This is a genomic window from Bradyrhizobium sp. BLXBL-01 (assembly GCF_051853025.1).
Classification (GTDB): domain Bacteria; phylum Pseudomonadota; class Alphaproteobacteria; order Rhizobiales; family Xanthobacteraceae; genus Bradyrhizobium.
The window spans coordinates 3167906-3190183 of sequence record NZ_CP182471.1 but is presented as its reverse complement, the minus strand read 5'-3'; the positions used below and the strand labels follow the sequence as shown (position 1 = coordinate 3190183).

22 protein-coding genes are annotated in these 22278 nt (G+C 64.3%); 14 read left to right on the top strand and 8 right to left on the bottom strand.

The window, feature by feature from the left end:
• Positions 1–3: 3 nt before the first annotated feature.
• Positions 4–657 (top strand): response regulator, encoded by a 654-nt coding sequence (locus ACNJYA_RS14525; protein WP_212258040.1) that lies wholly within the window; start codon positions 4–6, stop codon positions 655–657.
• Positions 658–763: 106 nt separating this feature from the next.
• Positions 764–1063 (top strand): hypothetical protein, encoded by a 300-nt coding sequence (locus tag ACNJYA_RS14520; RefSeq protein WP_172782981.1) that lies wholly within the window; start codon positions 764–766, stop codon positions 1061–1063.
• A gap of 28 nt (positions 1064–1091) precedes the next feature.
• Here ACNJYA_RS14520 and ACNJYA_RS14515 read toward each other — a convergent pair whose 3' ends face one another.
• Positions 1092–1679: a TetR family transcriptional regulator gene (locus tag ACNJYA_RS14515; RefSeq protein WP_439366715.1), complete on the bottom strand. Its 588-nt coding sequence runs from the start codon at positions 1677–1679 to the stop codon at positions 1092–1094.
• A gap of 553 nt (positions 1680–2232) precedes the next feature.
• Here ACNJYA_RS14515 and purB point away from each other — a divergent pair.
• Positions 2233–3540 carry an adenylosuccinate lyase gene (gene purB, locus ACNJYA_RS14510; protein WP_439366714.1) on the top strand — a complete coding sequence of 436 codons (1308 nt, stop codon included), beginning with the start codon at positions 2233–2235 and terminating at the stop codon, positions 3538–3540.
• 174 nt (positions 3541–3714) lie between these two features.
• On the top strand, positions 3715–4887 hold the full coding sequence (locus tag ACNJYA_RS14505; protein ID WP_370140512.1) for a M20 aminoacylase family protein: 1173 nt from the start codon (positions 3715–3717) through the stop codon (positions 4885–4887).
• A 37-nt stretch (positions 4888–4924) separates the two neighbouring features.
• On the opposite strand, the gene ACNJYA_RS14500 is transcribed toward ACNJYA_RS14505, so the two are convergent.
• Entirely contained in the window at positions 4925–6766 is a 1842-nt protein-coding gene (locus ACNJYA_RS14500) for a caspase family protein (RefSeq protein ID WP_439403144.1), read from the bottom strand.
• 172 nt (positions 6767–6938) lie between these two features.
• The gene (locus tag ACNJYA_RS14495; protein ID WP_439366712.1) at positions 6939–8846 is read right to left on the bottom strand and encodes an acyl-CoA synthetase; all 1908 of its coding nucleotides are present in this window, start codon (positions 8844–8846) and stop codon (positions 6939–6941) included.
• Between the two features lie 229 nt (positions 8847–9075).
• Here ACNJYA_RS14495 and ACNJYA_RS14490 point away from each other — a divergent pair, with 229 nt between their 5' ends.
• On the top strand, positions 9076–10155 hold the full coding sequence (locus ACNJYA_RS14490; protein WP_439366711.1) for a SecDF P1 head subdomain-containing protein: 1080 nt from the start codon (positions 9076–9078) through the stop codon (positions 10153–10155).
• 240 nt (positions 10156–10395) lie between these two features.
• On the top strand, positions 10396–11202 hold the full coding sequence (locus ACNJYA_RS14485) for a Crp/Fnr family transcriptional regulator (protein WP_172782974.1): 807 nt from the start codon (positions 10396–10398) through the stop codon (positions 11200–11202).
• A gap of 10 nt (positions 11203–11212) precedes the next feature.
• Here ACNJYA_RS14485 and ACNJYA_RS14480 read toward each other — a convergent pair whose 3' ends face one another.
• Positions 11213–11854, bottom strand: coding sequence for a glutathione S-transferase family protein (locus ACNJYA_RS14480; protein ID WP_439366710.1), 642 nt, complete (start codon positions 11852–11854; stop codon positions 11213–11215).
• A gap of 221 nt (positions 11855–12075) precedes the next feature.
• Here ACNJYA_RS14480 and murI point away from each other — a divergent pair, with 221 nt between their 5' ends.
• The 7 genes from murI to ACNJYA_RS14445 all read left to right on the top strand — a co-directional run bounded on the left by murI (position 12076) and on the right by ACNJYA_RS14445 (position 17195).
• Positions 12076–12873 (top strand): glutamate racemase, encoded by a 798-nt coding sequence (gene murI / locus ACNJYA_RS14475; protein WP_439366709.1) that lies wholly within the window; start codon positions 12076–12078, stop codon positions 12871–12873.
• Positions 12874–12934: 61 nt separating this feature from the next.
• Complete coding sequence (locus ACNJYA_RS14470) at positions 12935–13708, top strand: HpcH/HpaI aldolase family protein (protein ID WP_271507513.1); 774 nt, start codon at positions 12935–12937, stop codon at positions 13706–13708.
• 218 nt (positions 13709–13926) lie between these two features.
• Positions 13927–14694 (top strand): acyltransferase, encoded by a 768-nt coding sequence (locus ACNJYA_RS14465; RefSeq protein ID WP_439403143.1) that lies wholly within the window; start codon positions 13927–13929, stop codon positions 14692–14694.
• 221 nt (positions 14695–14915) lie between these two features.
• Entirely contained in the window at positions 14916–15533 is a 618-nt protein-coding gene (rpsD, locus tag ACNJYA_RS14460; RefSeq protein ID WP_439366707.1) for a 30S ribosomal protein S4, read from the top strand.
• Between the two features lie 69 nt (positions 15534–15602).
• Positions 15603–15818 carry a hypothetical protein gene (locus ACNJYA_RS14455; RefSeq protein WP_210268087.1) on the top strand — a complete coding sequence of 72 codons (216 nt, stop codon included), beginning with the start codon at positions 15603–15605 and terminating at the stop codon, positions 15816–15818.
• Positions 15796–16107, top strand: coding sequence for a type II toxin-antitoxin system RelE/ParE family toxin (locus ACNJYA_RS14450; RefSeq protein ID WP_246571517.1), 312 nt, complete (start codon positions 15796–15798; stop codon positions 16105–16107). The genes ACNJYA_RS14455 and ACNJYA_RS14450 overlap by 23 nt, the downstream gene beginning before the upstream one ends.
• Before the next feature lie 20 nt (positions 16108–16127).
• Entirely contained in the window at positions 16128–17195 is a 1068-nt protein-coding gene (locus tag ACNJYA_RS14445) for a threonine aldolase family protein (protein ID WP_439403142.1), read from the top strand.
• A gap of 63 nt (positions 17196–17258) precedes the next feature.
• On the opposite strand, the gene ACNJYA_RS14440 is transcribed toward ACNJYA_RS14445, so the two are convergent.
• The 4 genes from ACNJYA_RS14440 to grxD are packed head-to-tail and all read right to left on the bottom strand — an operon-like array spanning position 17259 to position 20733.
• A complete protein-coding gene (locus ACNJYA_RS14440) occupies positions 17259–18518 on the bottom strand; it encodes a serine hydrolase domain-containing protein (RefSeq protein ID WP_439403141.1) in 1260 nt (419 codons plus the stop codon).
• 1 nt (position 18519) lies between these two features.
• Positions 18520–19806, bottom strand: a complete 1287-nt coding sequence (locus ACNJYA_RS14435) for a serine hydrolase domain-containing protein (RefSeq protein ID WP_212258028.1) — start codon at positions 19804–19806, stop codon at positions 18520–18522.
• A 42-nt stretch (positions 19807–19848) separates the two neighbouring features.
• Entirely contained in the window at positions 19849–20403 is a 555-nt protein-coding gene (locus ACNJYA_RS14430) for an O-acetyl-ADP-ribose deacetylase (RefSeq protein WP_212258027.1), read from the bottom strand.
• Between the two features lie 3 nt (positions 20404–20406).
• Entirely contained in the window at positions 20407–20733 is a 327-nt protein-coding gene (gene grxD / locus ACNJYA_RS14425) for a Grx4 family monothiol glutaredoxin (RefSeq protein WP_212258026.1), read from the bottom strand.
• Between the two features lie 239 nt (positions 20734–20972).
• On the opposite strand from grxD, the gene egtB reads away from it, so the two are divergent.
• Positions 20973–22271 (top strand): ergothioneine biosynthesis protein EgtB, encoded by a 1299-nt coding sequence (gene egtB, locus ACNJYA_RS14420; protein WP_439403140.1) that lies wholly within the window; start codon positions 20973–20975, stop codon positions 22269–22271.
• The last annotated feature ends 7 nt before the right edge of the window (positions 22272–22278 follow it).

The window sequence follows — 22278 nt, the reverse complement described above, 5'->3', positions numbered from 1 at the left end:
GAAATGAGCGAGGTGGCGGCAACAGGCATCTCCGTGCTGCTGGTCGACGACCATCCGATCGTGCGGCAAGGCTACCGGCGCGTGCTGGAAAGCCAGGGCGATCTGCATGTCGTGGCCGAAGCCGACAACGCCGCGGACGCCTACAGCGCGTTCAAGGCGCATGACCCCGATGTCGTCGTATTGGATATCTCTATGCCCGGCGCGAGCGGGTTGGAGGCCATTCGCAACATCCGCGCGCGCAGCCCGCGTGCACGCATTCTCGTCTTCACCATGCACAACGAGGCCGTGCTGGTGAAATCAGCCTTCGGCGCCGGCGCATCCGGCTTCGTCACCAAGAGCAGCGAGCCGTCCGCAGTCGTCAACGCCATCCGCAGCGTCGCCCGCGGCGAGCGCGCCATGAGCGATGACATCGCACATGTGCTGGCAGAGGACAGCCTGTCGCCGACCGGCTCGGTGCTGGACCAACTGGGTGAGCGCGAGATCGAGATCCTGCGCCAGTTCGCCGGCGGCGCCACCACCGAGGAGATCGCGGCGCATCTCAATCTCAGCGTCAAGACCGTGCAGAACTATCACTACCTGATCAAGTCGAAGACCGGCGCGCGCACCGATGCGCAGCTGGTGCGGCTCGCCGCGACCTGCGGGCTGACGAGGATTTAGCAGCAAAGCTGCCGCACAGCCCTCGAGGGTGCTTCAATCTGCTGAACGAAATTGGAACGGTTCCGATCCAGCCCCGGTTAGTACGGCAGAGAAGGAGTAAAGGGTCATGAGTAAGGGTCACCCCAAGGCAATCGACCATCCCCCGATCATCACCGTAGGCGAGCTCATCGACGAACTTTGCCGCCTGCCGGACACGGCCATCGTCCACTTTCGCTGCCCGATGTTCGATCAGGAACTGACATTCTACCGGCTTCGAAGGCGGTCAAAGGACGCCGTCGAAATCGCAGTCAATGCCTATCCGGATAGTCCTCCGGTCGTGCCGTCGTCCGATCCTGCCTTCCACACGCGAAGACATTCGGCACCCTCGCTCCGCGACGGCGCCGCTCTCCAGAAGACGCGAGGTTGATTGAAAGACCAAGGTGTGAAAGGCGGCCTTAGGCCGCCTTCAACCCACGCAGCAGCAGCGCCAGTGTCGCATCGACGCGCGCGGAGAGATCGGCGTCCTTCCATTCCTCGGCATGAGCCGGATGGTGGAAGCGGACGGTCGCATCGAAGATCGCGCGCGCGGTCGCCTTGACGTCGTCCACGGCGAATTCGCCGTTCTTCACGCCGTCGCTCAGGATCCCCGCGATCTGGTCGATCATGGTATCCTTGTGGCATTTGACGGCCGCGCAGGCCTCGCGGGCCAGGGTTAGATAAGTTTCGAACATCTCGGGATCGTCGAGCACGCGCGAACGCTTGGCCGCGAACAGGGTGCGCAGCCAGCGGTCGAGCCTGTCAGGCGCGGGCCCCTGCTCCTTGGCGATCGCCAGCAGCGGGGCATCGATGCGGTCCAGCCAGCGCTTGGCAACGGCCTCGCGCAGCGAGGCCTTGCTGGGGAAATGGCGGTAGACACTGCCGTGGCTCACATCGAGCGCACGGGCAACGTCGACCACGGTGGCCTTGGCAAGTCCGTAGCGCCTGAGCACGTCCTCGGTGACTTCGAGGATCCGCTCCGGCGTCAAGACAACGGCTTCATTCATGCCAGCACCATGTTCCCGTTAGGGGCTCAGTTACCCGGCAGTAGGGCTGCTTCCGAAGCGCCCGTGCCGGTCGTTCGGAAAGCCTATGCCTTAATGAGGCAGTTTTGCAGCCTGCGCCGCGATCTGGCGCGCCACCAGCAAATTGAGCCAATGCCCAATCGCGCCGGTGAAATTGAGGATTTCGGTCGTCATTGTCCAAGTCTCCATTCGTCCGCGGTCCCGTTCTTCAATCCGCCCTCCGATCCGCTGTGGATGTCGGGCTCCCCGGGGCTGTCGCGGGACGCCCAATCGGAGCGTCCGGGAACGGATATACACATCTCGCTGACAGATTTCAATATCTGTCAGTCAATGATCCGTGATTGACAGTTAATATCTGCGCCCAGGCGCCGCCATCCCGTCCGGCCGGTCCGGTGGAAAGGTCGGCGATCCCCCTCTCCTGAAGGCCCAGATCGTTTGTTTCGCCCTGCCCGCTCTGTTAAATCACGGCGTAAAAAGCATTTTGGCCGGCGCCGCCCTTTTCGGGACCGCCCGCCCACCTTCCTGGAGCCGCCCAATGATCCCCCGCTACACCCGCCCGGAAATGGCCTCGATCTGGGAGCCGCAGACCCGGTTCAAGATCTGGTTTGAGATCGAGGCGCATGCGGCGGACGCTCTCGCCGAGCTCGGGACCATCCCCAAGGAGGCCGCCAGGACGGTCTGGGCCAAGGCCAAGGACGCCGTCTTCGACGTCGCCCGCATCGACGAGATCGAGCGCGAGACCAAGCACGACGTCATCGCCTTCCTCACCCACCTCGCCGAGATCGTCGGCCCCGAGGCGCGCTTCGTCCACCAGGGCATGACCTCCTCGGACGTGCTCGACACCTGCCTCAACGTCCAGCTCACCCGCGCCGCCGACCTCTTGCTTGCCGACCTCGACAAGGTGCTGGCCGCACTGAAGAAGCGCGCCTTCGAGCACAAGATGACGCCGACCATCGGCCGCAGCCATGGCATCCATGCCGAGCCCGTGACCTTCGGCCTCAAGCTCGCTTATGCCTATGCCGAGTTCACGCGCGCCAAGGAGCGCCTGATCGCGGCACGCAAGGAAGTCGCGACCTGCGCCATCTCCGGCGCCGTCGGCACCTTCGCGCAGATCGACCCGCGCGTCGAAGAGCACGTCGCGAAAGCCATGGGCCTGGTGCCGGAGCCGATCTCGACGCAAGTGATCCCGCGCGACCGTCACGCCATGTATTTCTCGACCCTCGGCGTGATCGCCTCCTCGATCGAGCGCATCGCGGTGGAAATCCGACACATGCAGCGCACCGAGGTGCTGGAGGCCGAAGAGTTCTTCTCGGAGGGACAAAAGGGCTCCTCCGCGATGCCGCACAAGCGCAACCCGGTGCTGTCGGAGAACCTCACCGGCCTGTCCCGCATGGTGCGCGCCTATGTGACGCCGGCGCTGGAGAACGTCGTGCTCTGGCACGAGCGCGACATTTCGCACTCCTCGGCCGAGCGCATGATGGGCCCCGACGCGACCGTGACGCTCGACTTCGCGCTGGTGCGTCTCGCCGGCCTGATCGACAAGCTGCTGGTCTATCCCGCCAACATGCAGAAGAACCTCGACCGCCTCGGCGGCCTCGTGCATTCGCAGCGCGTGCTGCTGGCGCTGACCCAGAAGGGCGCCAGCCGCGAGGACGCCTACAAGCTGGTGCAGCGCAACGCCATGCCGGTCTGGCGCGGCGAGGGCGACTTCCTCCAGCTGTTGAAGAAGGACAGTGAGGTGAAGAAATATCTCACCGACGCCGAGATCGAGGAGCAGTTCGACCTCGGCTATCACCTCAAGCACGTCGACACGATCTTCAAGCGCGTGTTCGGAGAAGCGTAGGATCGTATAGGGTGGGTTAGCCTTGCGGCCTGCGCGAAGCGCAGTCCGCTGGGCGTAACCCACCTCTTTCGCTCCCACGGAGACAAACAATGGTGGGTTACGCCGCGCAGATGCGCTATGCGCATCTGCAGGGCTAACCCACCCTACAAACGACGACAAAAAACGGATTCCCTCATGCCCATCGTCAACCGCGTCGCCGCCCTCTCCGACGAAATGGCCGCCTGGCGCCACGACTTCCACGAGAACCCCGAGCTGCTCTACGAAGTCCACCGCACCGCCGGCATCGTCGCCGATCGCTTGCGCGAATTCGGCTGCGACGAGGTGGTGACGGGCATCGGCCGCACCGGCGTGGTCGGCGTGATCCGTGGCCGCAAGTCGGCATCCGGCAAGACCATCGGCCTGCGCGCCGACATGGACGCACTGCCGATCATGGAGACGTCGGGCGTGCCTTATGCCTCAAAGGTCCCCGGCAAGATGCACGCCTGCGGCCATGACGGCCACACCGCGATGCTGCTGGGCGCGGCCAAATATCTCGCCGAGACTCGCAATTTCGATGGCACGGCCGTGATGATCTTCCAACCCGCCGAGGAAGGCGGCGGCGGCGGCAAGGCCATGGTCGAGGACGGGCTGATGACGCGCTGGAACATCCAGGAGGTCTACGGCATGCACAACATGCCGAACCTGCCCGAGGGCCATTTCGCCACCACGCCCGGCCCGATGCTCGCCTCCTCCGACAACATCCAGATCATCGTTCGCGGCAAGGGTGGCCACGCCGGCGCCGGCCCGCATAAGTCGGTCGACAGCGTGCTGATCGGCTCGCAGATCGTGAACGCGCTGCAATCGATCGTGGCGCGCAACGTCGATCCGCTCAAGTCCGCCGTCATCTCGATCACGCAATTCCACTCCGGCACCGCCTTCAACATCATCCCGGAGGTCGCCGAGCTTGCCGGCACCGTGCGCACGCTCGACCCTGAGGTGCGCGATCTCGTCGAACGCCGCATCGGCGAAGTCGCCGACAGCATCGCCCGCGCCTATGGCGGCTCGGCCGAAACGAAATACACGCGGATGTATCCGGTGACGATGAACCATGCCCGCGAGGCCGGCCTTGCCGCCGACGTAGCGCGCGACATCGTCGGCGCCGATCGCGTCAACGACAAGTTCGTCCCGATGATGGGCGCCGAGGACTTCTCCTTCATGTTGGAAGCACGCCCCGGCGCGATGGTGCTGGTCGGCATGGGCGACGGCAACGAGTGCCACCACCCGGCCTACGTATTCAACGACAACATCCTCGGCCACGGCGCCTCGTTCTGGGCGCGCCTGGTCGAAACGCGGATGCCGGCGGGGTAGGACCAGTCTTGTTAATGGGAGACGAGGCGCGGTCTGGTCAGTTGCAGATCTCGCCAGTCATCTTCATGATTCCGCTGCCTGGACTAGCCACCGTACCAAGACGGCAGCCCTTTGCGACCGGTCTGCAGCCGGCTTGATTGCAGATCATCTGACCGGACGCTTGCGACTTTGGTGCCGCAGATTCCGCCTCTTTCCTGTCCTGATCGCGCTTCTTCGGTTCCTCGCGAGTCGCGACCGGCTTCTTCTCTTGCACCTTCTCGCACTCGTTGTCGTCGCCGACGCGATAGCCGGCGCGGCAGGTGATCTTCACGCATTGATCGCCGTCGGCCTTGAAGCCGAAATTGCACACCAGCGGACAGACCCGTCCCGGCTTTGCCTTCAGCGCGTCGAGTGCATCAACGCTGGCGAGCTTCACGTCGAACTGGGTGCCGGCGTATTTGTTGAAGAGCGTCAGCGAACGCTGCGCGGCCGAGCTCCACTCGCCCTCCGCCGCTGAGGTCAGGCAGCCGACGCGGCGCAGTTCGCTCTGCACGGATTTCGCGAGTTCGGCCGCCGATAAGGTCGACTTCGGCCCCGGCGAGAGCGCAGCCACTTTCTGGTTCTCGACTTCGGGCATCTGCCGATCGGCGGCCGGCTTGGCGCCCTGCTCCGCTTTCTCGGCGCCCTGCTTGGCCGCCAGCTCGGCCTTGGTCTTCTCCGCCGCCTGTTTCTCTGCGAGCGCTTGCGCCGCCGCCGCCTCGGCGGTCTTGCGCTGCTTCTCGGCCGCTTCCGCCTTGGCCTGTTCGATCTGCTTTTGCTTCTCCGCAGCGATTCGCGCCTCTTCGGCGGCCTTGGCCGCAGCAGCCGCCTTCTCCTGCTCGGCCTTCTGGGCGCGCTCGGCAATAAGCCTTGCCTTTTCGTGCTCGGCCGCCTTGGCCTTTTGCTCGGCAGCAACGCGCGTCTCTTCGGCGCCGATCTTGTTCAACTGTCCCTTGGCGAGGTTGGCATAGAAGCCGTCCGGATACGCCGCCAAAAAGGCTTCCCAGGCATCGCGCGTCGCAAGCTGAAGCGCGAGCTCGTAGTCCCTGCGAACGGCGTCCTGCGGGTTTGCCTGCGGACCGGTTGCCGCCGGCTTCACCACGAGCGGCACGTCGTCGCCGCCGAGCGAGCCGTAGACATAAGGCTCCTGCTTGTAGCCGGTCGTCTTGAGCACGTCGTCACGTACGAAGCCGAACGCCTTGCGCAGATCGAGGCCCGGCTTCGGCAGGTGCTCGACCAGCGCGGTGGCGAACGGGCTGTTACGAGAATCGCCGTCGGATGCGGTCGAACCGGCCTTCGCGGCAAAGGCAATCATCGTATTCGGGCTGGTTGGCTCCACCTTGGCAAGGCCCCGTCCGATCGCCCGCGAGGCCAGCGTCCGCTTCATCGTCTTCGCAAACGGGTTATCGCGGCAGGCATCAAGGATGATCAAACGCAGCTGCTTGGCGGGCTCGACTGCGAACAATGCGCGCTCGACAGGGATGGTCTCGTCGAGAACGTCGCCATCCGTCTCCAGCGTGGCGTCGGTCGGAATGAGATAATTGTTGCCGTCGAGCTCGATGCCGTGGCCGGCATAATAGATCACCGCCATTTCCGCGTCGCGCGACCTGCCGGCGAACTCGCGCAACATGCGCCGCATCTCGCTCGCACTCAGATCTAACCGGACGTCGACGGAATCGAAGCCCGCCTTCTTGAACATGCCGCCGACCAGGGTGGCATCGTTCACGGGATTGGTGAGCTTGGGCGCGCTCTTGTAGGCGGAATTGCCGATGACGAGCGCGACCCGCCGATCGGCATGTGCCGATCCGCAGGCCAGCAAGGTCGCAAAAATCAATAAACCAAACAGCCGAAACGGAATCACTTGCGTCCCCCCGGATGCAATTTCCTGAGACTATCCGGAGCATCGATGAAAGCCAAATTTTCCTATGTGAGGTCGATCACATAAACTCTTCGATTGCGGCTTATGGCTAATGCAGTCGGGCCTCGCCCCACAGGCGCGGCGCGAGCTTGGTCGATCCGACGTGCCATCATACCTACCCCTGCACCACCTCGTGGCGCATCACGAATGGGGCGAGCAGTGCGTGCACCTCGCTCTCCACCGCTTCGCGCTGGCTCGCCGGCAGGCCCGTCAGCGTCACGGTCGCGATCGAGCCGTGGCTGCCGTGCGGACCGACCTTGACCTTGCAATCGATGCCGCGCTCGACCAGCGGCGCCAGCACCCTGGTGAACACGCGCGCGGCGGCGTCCCAGCGCAGTTGCGGCTTGAACACCTTGCCGACGCCCGTCACCGGCATCGGGTCGATCGGGATGACCTGCACCGGAACTGCGGCGCGCTCCGGCGTGCGCTCGCGCACCCAGGCTTCCAGCTCGCCCGGCTCGACCTTTGCGCCGGGCTTCAGCTGCACGTAGCCCACCGGCAGTTCGCCTGCGTAAGCATCGGGCTGGCCGACCACGGCGGCGAAGCCGACGGCGGGATGACGGAACATGATCTCCTCGATCGGCGCCGGGTCGATGTTGTGGCCACCGCGGATCACGAGATCCTTGGCGCGGCCGGTGATCCAGAGATAGCCGTCGGCATCAAGCCGGCCGAGATCGCCGGAATTGACCCAGACCCCATCGATAAAGGCACCGTTATTGTGCTCGTCGTTGAGATAGCCGCCGAACACGCCGGGGCCGGCCATGATGACGACCCCGATCTCGTCCGGCTTGCAGTCGCGGACCAGGCGGCCATCGGCGTCGAGCTGCACGATGCGCACCCGCGCGTAAGGCATGGGAAGGCCGACCGATCCGAGCCGGATCGGCCGGCCCGGATAAGCGAGCGTGTGCACGCTCGAGGTCTCGGTCATGCCATAGACTTCGACAACCGGCAGCTTCAGCTTCTCCTGAATCGCCGAGCCGACGGCGACCGGAATAGCCGAGCCGCCCCCTGCCGCGTATTTCAGGCTCGAGATGTCCGCATTCCCCGGCGGCACCGCCAGCGTTGCGGCGAGCACCGTCGGCACGCTCGACAGCGCTTCGGGCTTGAAGCGCGCGACGAGCTGCCAGATGTTCTTCACCGCATTCGGGTTGCGCCAGCCGCTCGGCGACAGCACGACCAGCGAGCCCCCGCCCGACAGCATCGTCAGCACCTGTGTCAGCGATCCGCCGACGTGAAACAGCGGCATGCCGAACAGCAGGTTGGCGCCGGGCTTCCCCTGCAACAGCAGATTGAGCGCCCAGGCCTGATAGACTTGGTTGGCATGGGTATGCCGCACCAGCTTCGGCGTGCCGGTGGTGCCGCCGGTGTGGAAATAGGCGGCGATGTCGCTGCCGCGAATCTTGCGTCCGCTGACGAGCCGGTCCGACGGCTGCTGCTTGATCAGGTCGCTGAAGGCGAAGATGCCATTGGCCGGATCGCCGCCGCCGAACACCTGCACGATGGCCTTCAGATGCTTCAGCTGCGGGCGGATCTGCTCGACCTTCTGCCAGATGTCGGTGCCCGGCATCGGCCCGAGCGCCACCAGGATCTTGGTGTTCGCAGCTTCCAGGATTTCGGCGATCTGGTGCGGCTCGAGCAGCGGATTGACGGGATTGGCGATGCCGGCGGCCTCGGCGCCAAACAGAGTGACGAACGCATCCGGCACCAACGGCAGCATGAAGCTGATGACGTCGCCCTTCCCGGCGCCGAGCGCGTGAAACATGTTGGCGGCCTGGGTGACGCGCGCGATGAAATCGCGGTGCGTGACGACCAAAGGCGTGTCGGCGGGATCGGCATTTTGCAGGAACTGGATCGCCGCCCCGTCGGGATTGCGCTCCGCACCAAGCCTGATGGCGTCATAGGTGCTCTCGGCCGCGACGCGGTCGGCGTAGGGAACCTGCTCGAACGCCCGGACCTCCTCGTCCGTGAGCAGAGCCGGATAGTCGTTGCCGATCAACCGATCGAGCGCGTGGATGCCCGCCATGAAATTCCGTCCTCCCTCAGATGCTTGTCCCCGCCACGTATCTTTTGACGTTTTGGTTCGGCGAAGGGCTCGGCCTAATGCCCGGCCGACCCGGACCAGAATGATGGATGATTTCCATTTCGTCCATTGCCCAGCCGCAGTGGCGCTTGAACCTCTGCGCCTGATCCGGGGACCAAGAACTGGCACTGAATTCGCCCGCCAGCGCCCTGCCGCAAGACACGAGGTCACCATGACGATGCCCCTGCGGAACCGGATCACACGGCTGATCGCTGCGTTTGCGACGGTATCGGCGATCGCCCTGCCCGGCGTCGCGCTTGCCGACAGCCAGCTCGACAAGGTGCGCGTCAAGGTCGCGGCCTTCATCGCCGACAAGATGGAGAAGCTGGGCGGATCGCGCATCGTCTACAGGGTGGACGCCGACGCCTTGCGCGAGGCGGTCGTCACGGATTTGCGCGACGACGTCTACAAGATCCTGCGCGAGGGCCGCATCGCGTTCTCCGGACTTGCGATCCGCGACGGCGGCGTCGACGTGAGGATCGCGGACGCCAAAGGCCGCGAACAGCTCACGCGCAAGCTCGTCGCGGCGGCGGAGGGATTGCCCACGCACGCGCTCACCGTCACCGACGCCGGCGACGGGCCGCTCAGGCTCGCGCCGACCGATGCCGCATCCGCTGCGCGGCTGCGCGATCTCGTCGAAGATTCCATCGCCATGATCGAGCAGCGCCTCAAGGACGCCGACGTCAAGTTCGCCAGCGTCCAACCTGAGGGGACGGACCGCATCCGTATCTTCCTGCCGGGGATGATGGAGCCCGAGCAAATCGCCGCGATCTTCGCCAGGAAGGTCAAGGTCGGCTTCCGCCTGATTGACCTCTCGATGTCCGCAGAGCAGGCGCAATCGGGCACGCCGCCGGCGGGCACGGAAGTCCTGCTCGGCTTCAAGGACCAGCGTCCTTATCTCGTCGCCAAGGACAGCGCGCTCGAGGGCGGCGATATCAGCTATGCCGGCCCGGGACTGACCGGCGAGAGCAAGGAGCCGATCGCCTCGTTTCGCTTCAACGGCCGCGGCACGCGGCGCTTTGCCCATATCACGGCAGAGAACGTCGGAAAGCCCTTTGCCATCGTGCTCGACGACAAGGTGATCTCCGCTCCCGTGATCCGCGAGCCCATCACCGGCGGCTCCGGCCAGATTTCCGGCAATTTCACCCTGGAGGAGGCCAACAGCGTCGCCATGCTGCTGCGCGCCGGCTCGCTGCCGGGGCGCCTTGGTCTCGTCGAGCAGCAGGTCGTGCAACCCGCCGCCAAGCCGTAAGCGAAGGTCGCCCTTCGCTGTCGCCCAAGCCCGTCCGCGACGCCGGATCCTCCGCGGCTGGCCCGAATCACGGCCTCCGCGGCCAGACGCGCAACCAACGGGCAATTGCCGAAACGCCCGATCAGGCTAAAATTTGCCTCTTGCGGCACGATGGCCGGAAGCGTCATTCAAGCGGCCGTCATTCGATTTCGGCTATACGGGTGCCGACCAGGACTGAATGCCTTACGTGGGGTTAGTACCATGCCGTCCGGCAGCGCAGACATTTCGTCGATCCTCGACCGCATCCTCGAGGCGGCCACGGACAACCTCAGGATCGCGAAAATCCTGGTCCAGATGGGCCTCGATCCCGACAACGTCACCTACGACGCGATCTTCAATCGGCTGCTGGAGATCTTTGTCCACAACATCACGTTCGCCAATTTGTTCGCAGCGGTCGGCGCCGGCTTCTTCGTCGCCACCCTCCTGATGCGGACGATGGTGCCCCTGCGCGTCGCCAACATGATCGGCTGCGCGTTCTTCGCCGCTTTCGGCGCACTCACCGCCAACGTCGCCACGTTCCTGCTCTATCTGCTGCTGCTGCCGATCAACGCCCTGCGCCTGCGGCAGATGCTCAAGCTGGTCAAGAAGGCGCGGCATGCGGCCGAAGGCGACATGTCGATCGAATGGCTCAAGCCGTTCATGACCGAACGCAGATATCGCCGCGGCGACATCCTCTTCAAGCTGCGAGATCCCGCGCAGGAGATGTTCCTCACCGTCACCGGCAAGTTCCTGGTCAAGGAGATCAACGTCGAGATCCTGCCCGGAGCGCTGATGGGCGAGCTCGGCTTCCTCACACCGGACAACCGGCGCACGGGAACGGTTGAATGCATCGAGGACGGCCAGGTGCTGACGATCACCTATGACCGGCTGCTGGAGATCTACTTCCAGGATCCGCAGTTCGGCTATTACTTCCTGGTGCTGACCAGCCAGCGCCTGTTGCAGAACATCGACCGCCTGCAGAAGCAGCTGGCATCCGAGCGCGGGACCACCACGAACAGGATCGCGTAAGCGCTGCCGCTCAACTCAAGAGCAGCGCCATGCCGGGATCGCCCTTCTCCATCGCGCGACGGTATGCCGGGCGGGCGCCGATACGGCCGAGATATTTGACCACATTCTGACAGCGCGCGAGATCATAGGGCTGGAAATAACGCATCGTGGTGAGCGAGAACACCGTCATGATGTCGGCCGTGGTGAAGGCGCTGCCCGCCAGATATTCGGACTCGCGAAGCCGTGCGTCGAGAAGATCGTAGGCGCGGTCGAGGCGCCCCTTCATGGCGAGCAGGGTCGGGTTGTCCCTGGCGAGATCGAGCCGGCTCAGGATCATCATCCGCCCCATGCCGGGCTGCAAGGTGCCGTTGGCGAAATGAAGCCAATACAGAAATTGGGCGAAGGCGGGATCATTGGGACCGAGCACGAGCCGGCCGTTGCCGTATTTAGCAACGATGTAGTCGACGACGGCGCCGGATTCCGCAAGCACCAGCTCGCCGTCGGTGATGACCGGCGCCGTGCCGGCCGGATGCAGCGCCTTGTACTCGGCCGGCGCCAGCATGGTCGCGGCATCGCGCGTGTAACGCTTCATCTCATAAGGAATTTCGAGCTCCTCGCAGAGCCAGACAATGCGTTCGGATTGCGATTTACCGAGATGGTGGACCGTGAGCATGTTGCTTTCTCTGCGAGATCGCCGACCGGCGAAACGCCGTCTTGTTCCGCGGCTAGTGTGAGCTGTCAACCTGCGGGCGGACGCCCCCTTGCCGCTTCGGCCGACCCGATGGCGAATATCGCATAAGCCGGAAATTCGGCGTCCCGACCTGCGGTCCCGGCCCCACGCCGCAAAATCGCCCCAAAAACCGAATGGTAACCATGCCGGGCTAGGGTGGCGACGTGACCAATTCTCCGACGATCCTGGTGTTCGATTCCGGCCTTGGCGGGCTCACTGTGCTGCGTGAGGTCGTAGCCGCCCGCCCGGACGCGCATTACGTCTATGTCGCCGACGACGCCTTCTTCCCCTATGGCCACCACAGCGAGGACGAGATCATCGCCCGCGTCGTGCCGCTGATGGGGGAGTTGATCGGCCGGCATGATCCGGACCTCGTCGTCATCGCCTGCAACACTGCGTCCACCCTGGTCCTGTCTCACCTGCGCGCCGCCTATTCCGTGCCCTTCGTCGGCACCGTGCCGGCGATCAAGCCGGCCTGCGCGCAGTCCAAGACCCGCCGCGTCTCGGTGCTCGGCACCAAGGGCACGGTGAAGCGCGAGTACACCAAGGCGCTGATCCGCGATTTCGCGCAAGGATGCGAGGTGACGCTGGTCGGCTCGCCCGCGCTCGCTTCGCTGGCCGAAGCCGAGCTCAGCGGGGCTCCGATCAGCGACGAAGCCATCCTCGCCGAGCTCGCTCCCTGCTTCGTCGGCGACCCCTCGGATGCAACATCGCGCACCGACACCGTGGTGCTCGCCTGCACGCATTACCCGCTGCTGCTCGACCGGATGAAGATGCTCGCGCCCTGGCCGGTCGACTGGATCGATCCGGCGCCCGCGATCGCCCGCCGCGTCTCCGACCTGCTCGGCCAGCGGATCGGCGGCATCGTGCAGTCCGGCGCCGAGATGATTTTTACATCGAACCGCGTGCATGGTCTCAGCGCCACGCTGACGGCGTTCTTCGGCGGACGCGCGCTGGCCTGAGCTTGCGCCCTAACGGCGCGCTGCTAGGCTTTGTCGTCGCCATCGTCCCGCAGGTTTTTCCATGTCGGTCCCCGCAAAGCCGCTGAACCGCCTCCGTCAATTGTGGCGCGAGGGCCGCCCCGCCTTCGGCGCGATCGCGACCATCCCGAGCGTGCAGATGGTGCAGATCATGGCGCGCTCGCTGGACTGGATCATCGTCGATCTCGAACACGGCCCGATTGGATTGACCGAAGCACATGCGATGATCGCCGCGACCACGGGCACACCGTGCACACCCCTGGTGCGGATCGCCGCGAACGAGCCGTGGCTGGCGAAAGCGCCGATGGACATCGGTGCCTTCGGCATCAACTTCCCGATGATCACGAGCCGGGCGGATGCCGAGAAGGCAGTGCGCAGCGTGCGCTACCCGCCGCGCGGCGACCGGCTCTGGGGCCCCTTCCACGCGCCGTTCCGCTGGGGCCAGTCGATGCCTGATTACATGGCCTCTGCCGACGAGGAGATGATCTGCATGATCACGATCGAGCACGTCGATGCGGTCGATCGCATCGACGAGATCATGGCAACGCCTGGTATCGACGTCGCGGTGATCGGTCCCGGCGATCTCGCCACCTCCATCAACAAGCGCGGCCAGATGGACGATCCGCAATTGCTGGACCTGATCGCGCGCGCCGAGGCCGGCATCCTTAAGAGCGGCGTGCCGATCGGCGGGGTGGCGCGCAGCGCCGACCAGGCCAATGCGCTGATCGACCGCGGCTACCGCGCGATCGCGCTGGGCTTCGACTGGTCGCTGTTCCAGCGCGGCATCATGGCGGCATACGAGGGGGTCAGGCGCTGAACGAGCCGATTGACTCATTACCGCGGCATCGCCAGGACCGCGCGCTCAAGATATAAACAATTGAAAATAGATGATTTTTTGGTCTAAGTGAGGTTCGTCTTTGGCGATGCCTAGTGCGGCGAACCGACCGGCCCCAAGCGGATTGGTTCATGCTAGAGCGAGCGGGCGGGCTCCGCTCGCTGCACATATTTTGATCTTTGATTTGGAACCGGAGGCCTATGCGCGGGACGCCCAAAACCATTTCGCTGCGGCGCCGTCTGATCTGCGACCTCATGCACGCCTCGATGGGCGTACCTTTCGTTTCACTGGCCCGTTCGCTCAATATCCGCCCCCTGCTGGAGGCCCGCGCGGGCGCAACCGCGCCCGCCGGTTGGGCCGCGATGTTCGTCAAGGCTTTCGCCCTGGTTGCAAAGGACGAGCCGATCCTGCGCACGGTTTACACAAAATGGCCCTGGCCGGCCCTCTATGAGCTGCCGAAGAGCGTGGCGACGGTCGCGATCGCGCGTGTCGATGATGGCGAGGAATATGTGCTGCCGCAGCGAATCGCCGCTCCTGAGGCTCTTTCGCTGGCAACCATCGATGCGGAAATCCGCCGCGGCAAGACGGCCCCGATCGAGGACGTCCCGATGTTCCGCAAGATCATGCGGGCGACGCGCCTGCCGCTGCCATTGCGGCGCCTGTCCTGGGCCGTCGGTCTGAATTTGGGCCGTCAGCGCGGCAACTGGTTCGGCAGCTTCGGGGTGAGCTCGGTGGCGGCCTATGGCGGCGGCGAGCTTCACCCGATCACGCCGGGCCCCTTTGTCGTGAGCTATGGGCTGGTCCTGCCGGACCAGACCATCCACGTCGTGATCCGCTGGGACCACCGCGTCACCGACGCCGCCCCGATCGCGCGGGTCCTGACCCGGCTGGAACAGGCCCTGAACACTGAAATTGCTGCCGAATTGCGGGCGGCGGGGTCAAAGCCGGTCCGGGCGGTCAGGACATAAGAATACCGTTGTCGCACGCCCAGGACTGACCGGCTAAAGAATTGACAGCCAACCCCAAACTCCCCTAAAAGCCGCCTGCTCGCGGGCCGTTTCGGCCCGCGAAGCGTTTCGCGACCCGTGGTCCTCTCCCTTAAGCTTTGGGGATCGGACCTGTCGGTGCCGGGACCATCCCGTCACACAGGAGGGCGCGTTTCCTCAAACCATGACCTGAAGAGGACGCGATGACTAAGCGCAGTGAGGCGAAGTACAAGATCGATCGCCGTATGGGCCAGAACATCTGGGGCCGCCCGAAGAGCCCCGTGAACCGCCGCGAGTACGGCCCCGGCCAGCATGGCCAGCGCCGCAAGGGCAAGCTCTCCGACTTCGGCGTGCAGCTGCGCGCCAAGCAGAAGCTGAAGGGCTATTACGCCAACATCAGCGAGCGCCAGTTCCACGGCATCTATGTCGAGGCCAGCCGCCTCAAGGGTGACACCGGCGAGAACCTGATCGGCCTGCTGGAGCGTCGTCTCGACGCGGTCGTGTACCGCGCCAAGTTCGTCTCCACGATCTTCGCCGCACGCCAGTTCATCAACCACGGCCACGTCAAGGTGAACGGCCGCAAGGTCAACATCTCGAGCTATCAGCTCAAGGTCGGCGACGTGATCGAGGTCAAGGAAAGCTCCAAGCAGCTCGCCCACGTGCTCGAAGCCAGCCAGCTGCCCGAGCGCGAGGTCCCGGACTATCTCGAAGTCGACCACGGCAAGATGACCGCGAAATACGCCCGCATCCCCGGCCTCTCCGACGTACCGTTCCCGGTGCAGATGGAGCCGCATCTGGTCGTCGAATTCTATTCGCGCTGATAGCTTCGGCAGAACGACATTCAAAGGCCCCGGTTTCCGGGGCCTTTTTGTTGTGGTATCGTGCTGTCGATGTCCCAGACGACCGACCAGCTCGCCAACATCAGCCCGTCGGCAACGCCTTCCGAGGCGGAGCTTGAAGCATGGGCTAAGCTGCCCCGCGACGAGCAGGTCCGCCGTTATCAAGCGCTGTTCGCTCAGGCAGATTGCAACAAGTTCACCTTGGACACCCCTGACGACATCCTCGCCGCCGCGCGCGAACGCGTTGCTCAACGCCGCCATGGCTGAGTACCGGTTATCGGAGCGCACCCGGGCCGATTTGATCGACATCTACGACTTCACCGAGAGCCGTTTCGGCAAATATCAGGCAGAGGCCTACTACGCGGGCCTGATCCGTTCCTTCGGACTTCTGGCCGACTTCCCCCTGATCGGCCAACAAGTGGACGAGCTTGCGGCAGGCTATCGACGTTTCCGCTTCCAATCCCATCTGATTTTCTACACGGTGCAATCCGACCACGTCGAAATCCGTGCCATTCTTCACGGCGCGCAAGACATCAGACCGCAGCTGTTCGACTAGATAAAATGACGAGACAAGCCATGCTCTACACCCCTCCCGCCGTCGATCCCAAGGCGCCGCCGGTGCGAATCAATCTGCTGTCGGACACGCAGACCAAGCCGACGGCGGGGATGCGCGAGGCGATGGCGCGCGCGGAGGTCGGTGACGAGCAGGTCGGCGACGATCCGACCGTGAACGCGCTGTGCGAACGCGTGGCCGATCTGCTCGGCAAGGAGGCGGCGGTCTACATGCCCTCGGGCACGATGTGCAACGTCACCGCGACGCTGGTGCATTGCCGCCCCGGCGACGAGATCCTCGCCCATGAGACCGCGCATATCATCGCGCGCGAAGGCGGCGCGCATGCGGCGATCGGCGGCTTCCAGGTCACCCAGCTCAAGGGCCCCGATGGCCAGTTCACGCCGGAGACGTTTCGCAAGGCGCTGCACCCGCGCACGCGCTACCAGCCGCCGCAGACCGTCGTCAGCGTCGAGCAGACCGCCAATATCGGTGGCGGCACGATCTGGAAGAAGGCGGTGCTCGACGAGATCGTCGCGATCGCCAGGCAGCACGGCCTCATCACCCATATGGACGGCGCACGCCTGCTCAACGCCACCGTTGCGAGCGGCATCTCGCCGCGCGACATGACCGCGGGCTGGGACTCGGCCTGGATCGACTTCTCCAAGGGCCTGGGCGCGCCGATCGGCGGCGTGCTTGCGGGCTCGCGCGCCTTCATCGACGCGGTCTGGCAGTGGAAGCAGCGCCTCGGCGGCTCGATGCGGCAGGCCGGCATCTGCGCCGCGGCCTGCATCTACGCCCTCGACCACCACGTCGCCCGCCTCGCCGACGACCACGCCAATGCGCGGGCGCTCGCGCGCGGATTGTCGCAGATCGCGGGCATCGAGGTGCAGGAGCCCGAGACCAATCTCGTGTTCTTCAAGCCCGACGGCGCCGGCATCCCCGGCGACAAGATGGTCGCAGCGCTGCGCCAGCGCGGCGTCACGCTCGCGATGATGGACGGCCGCATCCGGGCCTGCACGCATCTGGACGTCAATGCGAGCCAGATCGAGGAGACGATCGGCTACGTGCGCGAGATCGTGCGCGGGGCGTAATCGGAGCGTTTTCGAGCGAAGTGGATACCGGTTCGCGTAAAGAAAACGCGTCAAAACGAGAGTCTACCGCCCCATCGCCTGATAGATCAGCGTCTTCAGCGCGAGCTGGATCCGGCCGCGCTGCGAGGGGGTCTGCACCATGAAGATTCCGAACAGGTCGTCTTCGGGATCGATGAAGAAGAAGGTGCCGCCGACGCCGTCCCAGCGATATTCGCCCAGCGGCCACTTCGTGCCCGGCGGCACCGCGATACGCACGGCGAAGCCGAGGCCGTAGCCGCTGGTCTCACCCGGATAGTAGTTCTTGTCGCGTTCGATGCGGGTTTGGGGACCGATGTGATCCGACGTCATCAAGGCGATGGTTTCCGGCTTCAGGTAGCGTCGACCTTCAAGCGTGCCGCCATTGAGCAGCATTTGTGAGAAGCGCGCATAGTCGCCGACCGTGCCGACGAGACCGCCGCCGCCCGACTCCCATCGCAGCGGCTTCCTGATATCGCGAACCTGCGTGATCGGGCTGATCGCCCGATCCTGCGGCATCGGCTCGGCGATACGCGGCCATTTGGCGGGATCGGCGACGTAAAACGCCGTGTCCTTCATCCCGAGTGGGTCGAGCAGCCGCTTCTTCGCGAACTCGAACAGCGATTCCCCCGAGATCACCTCGATGATGCGCCCGAGCACGTCGGTGGAGTGGCCGTAGTCCCAGATCGTGCCGGGCTGTTCGGCGAGCGGCAGCGCGGTGATCTTCGCGACGAATTCAGCATTGGTCGAATTCCTGTCGAACAGTCCGGCGTCGGCATAGAGCTTGTTCACCAGGTCCCCGCCATAATAGCCGTAAGGGATCCCGGCGGTATGCCGCATCAAATCCTCGATCGTCACCGGACGGTTGAGCGGCTCCAGCTCCAGCGAGATCTTGTCGTCCTCGGCCTTCTTCTCGACGCCGACCTTCATGCCGGCAAAGGCCGGAATGTATTTCGAGACGGGATCGCTGATCGCAAGCTTACCCTCCTCGACCAGCATCATCGCCAGGACTGAGGTGATCGGCTTGGACATCGAATAGAGGCGGAAGATCGTATCCGCGCTCATCGAAAGTTCGGTCGCGACGTCGCGGACGCCGAAATTCTCGTAATAGACCGGCTTGCCGTGTTGCTGGAGCAGCAGAATCGCGCCCGGAAATTTGCCGGTCGCGATCTCGTTCCTGATGTAGTCGGAGACTTTTGCCAGGCCTTCGGGCGTGAAGCTGTGTGCGCGGCCCTCTGAGCCCGCCCGCGCACCTACGGCGCCGAACAAAAAGACGAGCGCCGCGAACAGCGCGCGGCGCCCGTTCATGTCAGTTCTCCATGGCTTCATAAACCAGCTGCTTCAATGTTCGCTGCACGCGCTGGCGCTCGCTCGGGGTCTGCTCCAGCAGCACGAAGAACATGTCCTGCTTGGGGTCGATCACGAAATAGCAGCCGGAGGCCCCGTCCCACTTCAGTTCGCCGAGGTTGCCGGGCGGCGGCGGCTTGGCGTTGCCGGGATCGGTACGGACCGCCAGCCCGAGGCCGAAGCCGAAACCGTCGCCGGGAAAGTAGAAATAGTCGCGCTCGACGCCGGAGCCCGGGCCGACCTGATCGGTCACCATCAGCTTGAACGTCTCAGGCTTGAGAATGGTCTTGCCATCGAGACTGCCGCCGTTGAGCAGCATCTGCGAAAAGCGCTTGTAATCCGCCATGGTCGTGACCATGCCGCCGCTGGCAAACTGGATTTTCTTGACGACCGTCGGATCATTGATGCGGCCGACGCGGAAATCGGAATCGTTCGGCACTGGCTGGGCCAGAATCTTCTGCTTCTCGGGGTCCGTGACCAAAAAGCCGGTATCGACCATGCCGAGAGGATCGAGCAGCTTCTCGCGCATGATGTCGATCAGCGGCTTGCCGGCAGCGATCTCCATCACCCGCGCCAGCACGTCGGTGGAGTGGCCGTATTGCCAGAGCGCGCCCGGCTGGTTGTGCAACGGCAGCTTGGCGATGCGTTCGGCGAACTCGGCCAGATCGAAATCGCCGGCATAGATGTTGGCCTCGCGATAGGCCTTGCGGACCAGGCTGTCGCCGTAGAAGCCGTAGGTGATGCCGGAGGTGTGCGTCATCAGATCGTGCACGGTCATCGCCCGCTTCGGCGGCACCAGCTCGAGCGACTTGGTGCCGTCCTCGGCCTTCTTCTCGACGCCGACCTTCACATTGGCGAAGGAGGGAATGTATTTCGAGACGGGATCGTCCAGCTTGATCTTGCCGTCCTCGACCAATTGCATCGCGACCACCGCGGTGATTGCCTTGGTCATCGAGAACAGGCGGAAGATGGTCTTGTCCGTGATCGGAGCCTTGCTGACCACGTCCTGCACGCCGAAGACTTCGTGATAGACCGGCTTGCCATGCTGCTGGATCAGCACGTTTGCACCGGCGATCTTGCCGGTCGCGACCTCGTTCTTGAAGAACTCGGTGATCCTGCCGAGCTTCTCCTGATTGAAATGGGCGCCGGCTGGAATCTCGTAAGTGCCCTCCGCGCGCGCCAGCGACATCGCGGCAAGCGACAGCAGCGCGCCGCAGGCGAGCACACGCAACCCAGATCGTGAAAACATATCCCCTCCCCGGAACATGGCGCTCGGAGTGTACTGACCAGCTCAATCGGCACAAGGGCCGCCGTGTTGCGCAAGCGTCTCGGCATGGAGCTTGGCGCTCGGCTCGGAGAAGCAGCAGAACACGACGCGAGCGACGGTCGGCGCCAAAGCCAGCCCTTCGATCGTCGTGCGCACGGCGATATCGGCCGCCCGTTCGGCAGGAAAGCGATAAATGCCGGTCGAAATCGCGGGAAATGCCACCGAGATCAGCTCGTGCTTCGCGCAAAGCGCCATGGACCGCCGATAGCAGGAGGCGAGCAGATCGTCCTCGCCCAGCGTGCCGCCATTCCACACCGGACCGACGGTGTGGATCACATGCGCGGCCTTGAGCCGATAGCCCCTGGTGATCTTCGCGTCGCCCGTCTTGCAACCGTTGAGCATGCGGCATTCGGCGACGAGCTCGGGCCCGGCTGCCCGGTGGATCGCGCCATCCACGCCGCCCCCGCCAAGGAGCGACGTGTTCGCGGCGTTGACGATGGCGTCAACACTCAATGTGGTGATATCGGCGACGATGACTTCGAGCTCCGCGCCGCCAATCCGGCGCGTCAGCACGGTCACGTGTCAGGCCGCGACGACGACGCCCTTCTCGGAGAGGAGCTGCTGCAATTCACCGGCCTGGAACATCTCGCGGACGATGTCGCAGCCGCCGATGAACTCGCCCTTCACGTAGAGCTGCGGAATGGTCGGCCAGTTCGAATATTCCTTGATGCCGTTGCGGAGCTCGGCGGATTCGAGAACGTTGAGGCCCTTATAGCCGACACCGATATGGTCGAGGATCTGGACGACCTGGCCGGAGAAACCGCACTGCGGAAATTGCGGCGTCCCCTTCATGAACAGAACCACGTCGTTGGATTTCACTTCATTGTCGATGAATTCCGCGATGCTCATATCCGTGTCCTTCTGGGGCAGAGCCCTCAACAATTGCTTCGGGCCGGCTCCGCCGATTTAACCCGATACCTGCCTATATATGTAGCCCAAACCGTTGTGCATCCAAAGTAAAATGGCGGCGACGGGTCCCTGGGCGGCCGGATTGAGCCCGCCGGGTCCATAGGCTGATGACATTAATATCATCGCCGCAGAGGACTTTCATACCGTAACGGAGCCCCTATCTAGGACGAACCTCGGTTTTGGAACCGGGCAACGCCAACAACGTTCTCTTGTCCTGTCTGGAGAAAAACGTGACGAAACAAGCCTCAGCCACGGTTGCGCCCCAGCTTTCGTCACCGTCCTCCCACCAGGACGACCTCGCCCAGCGCCTGGAAGCGGCGTTCCTCGGCGTTCGCAATGAGACCGAACGGCGGGCAGCGCCGCTGTCGCCCGAGGACCAGCAGATCCAGTCCATGCCCGATGCCAGCCCGACCAAATGGCACCGGGCCCATACCACCTGGTTCTGGGAGCAATTCCTGCTCGGCGAGCATGCTGCCGGCTACCGGCCCTTCCATCCCGATTTCGCGTTCCTGTTCAATTCCTATTACGTCAGCGCCGGGCCGCGGCATGCCCGCAATCATCGCGGCGACATCACGCGCCCCAGCGCCGACGAGGTCGGCGCCTATCGCAAATACGTCGATGCGGCCGTCAGCAAATTCTTCCGCGAGGCCGGAGCGGACAAGCTGCGCACAATCGCGCCGCTGGTGGAGGTCGGGCTCAACCACGAGCAGCAGCATCAGGAATTGATGTTCACCGACATCCTGCATGCCTTTGCGCAAAACCCGATCTACCCGGCCTATGATCCGGACTGGCGCTTCCCGGCCACCACGCGCGGCGGCGATGACTGGCTGACGCTGAACGAAGGCATCCACACCGTCGGCCATGTCGACGACGGCTTTCATTTCGACAACGAGAAGCCGGCGCACCGCGCCCTGGTCGGTCCGGTCAGGATCGCCCGCAATCTGGTCACCAATGCCGAGTGGCTCGCCTTCATGCAGGATGGCGGCTACCGGACCGCACCCCTGTGGCTGATGGACGGCTTTGCCGCGGCCGGCAAGGAAGACTGGCAGGCCCCCGGCTACTGGCGCGAGGTCGACGGCGCATGGCAGGTGATGACGCTGGCCGGCCTCAAGCCGGTCGATCCGGACGCGCCGGTCTGCCACGTCAGCTATTACGAGGCGGATGCGTTCGCGCGCTGGTCCGGCAAGCACCTGCCGACCGAGATGGAATGGGAAGTCGCGGCCCGCACCGGCCAGCTCAACGACGCCTTCGGCCTTGTCTGGCAATGGACCCGCAGCTCGTACGCGCCCTACCCCGGCTATCGCGCCGTCGAGGGCGCGCTCGGCGAGTACAACGGCAAGTTCATGGTCAACCAGTTGGTGCTGCGCGGCTCCTCGCTTGCAACTCCGGCGGACCACAGCCGTATCACCTATCGTAACTTCTTCTATCCGCACCACCGCTGGCAGTTCACCGGACTGCGGCTTGCCGATTACGACTGAAAAATTC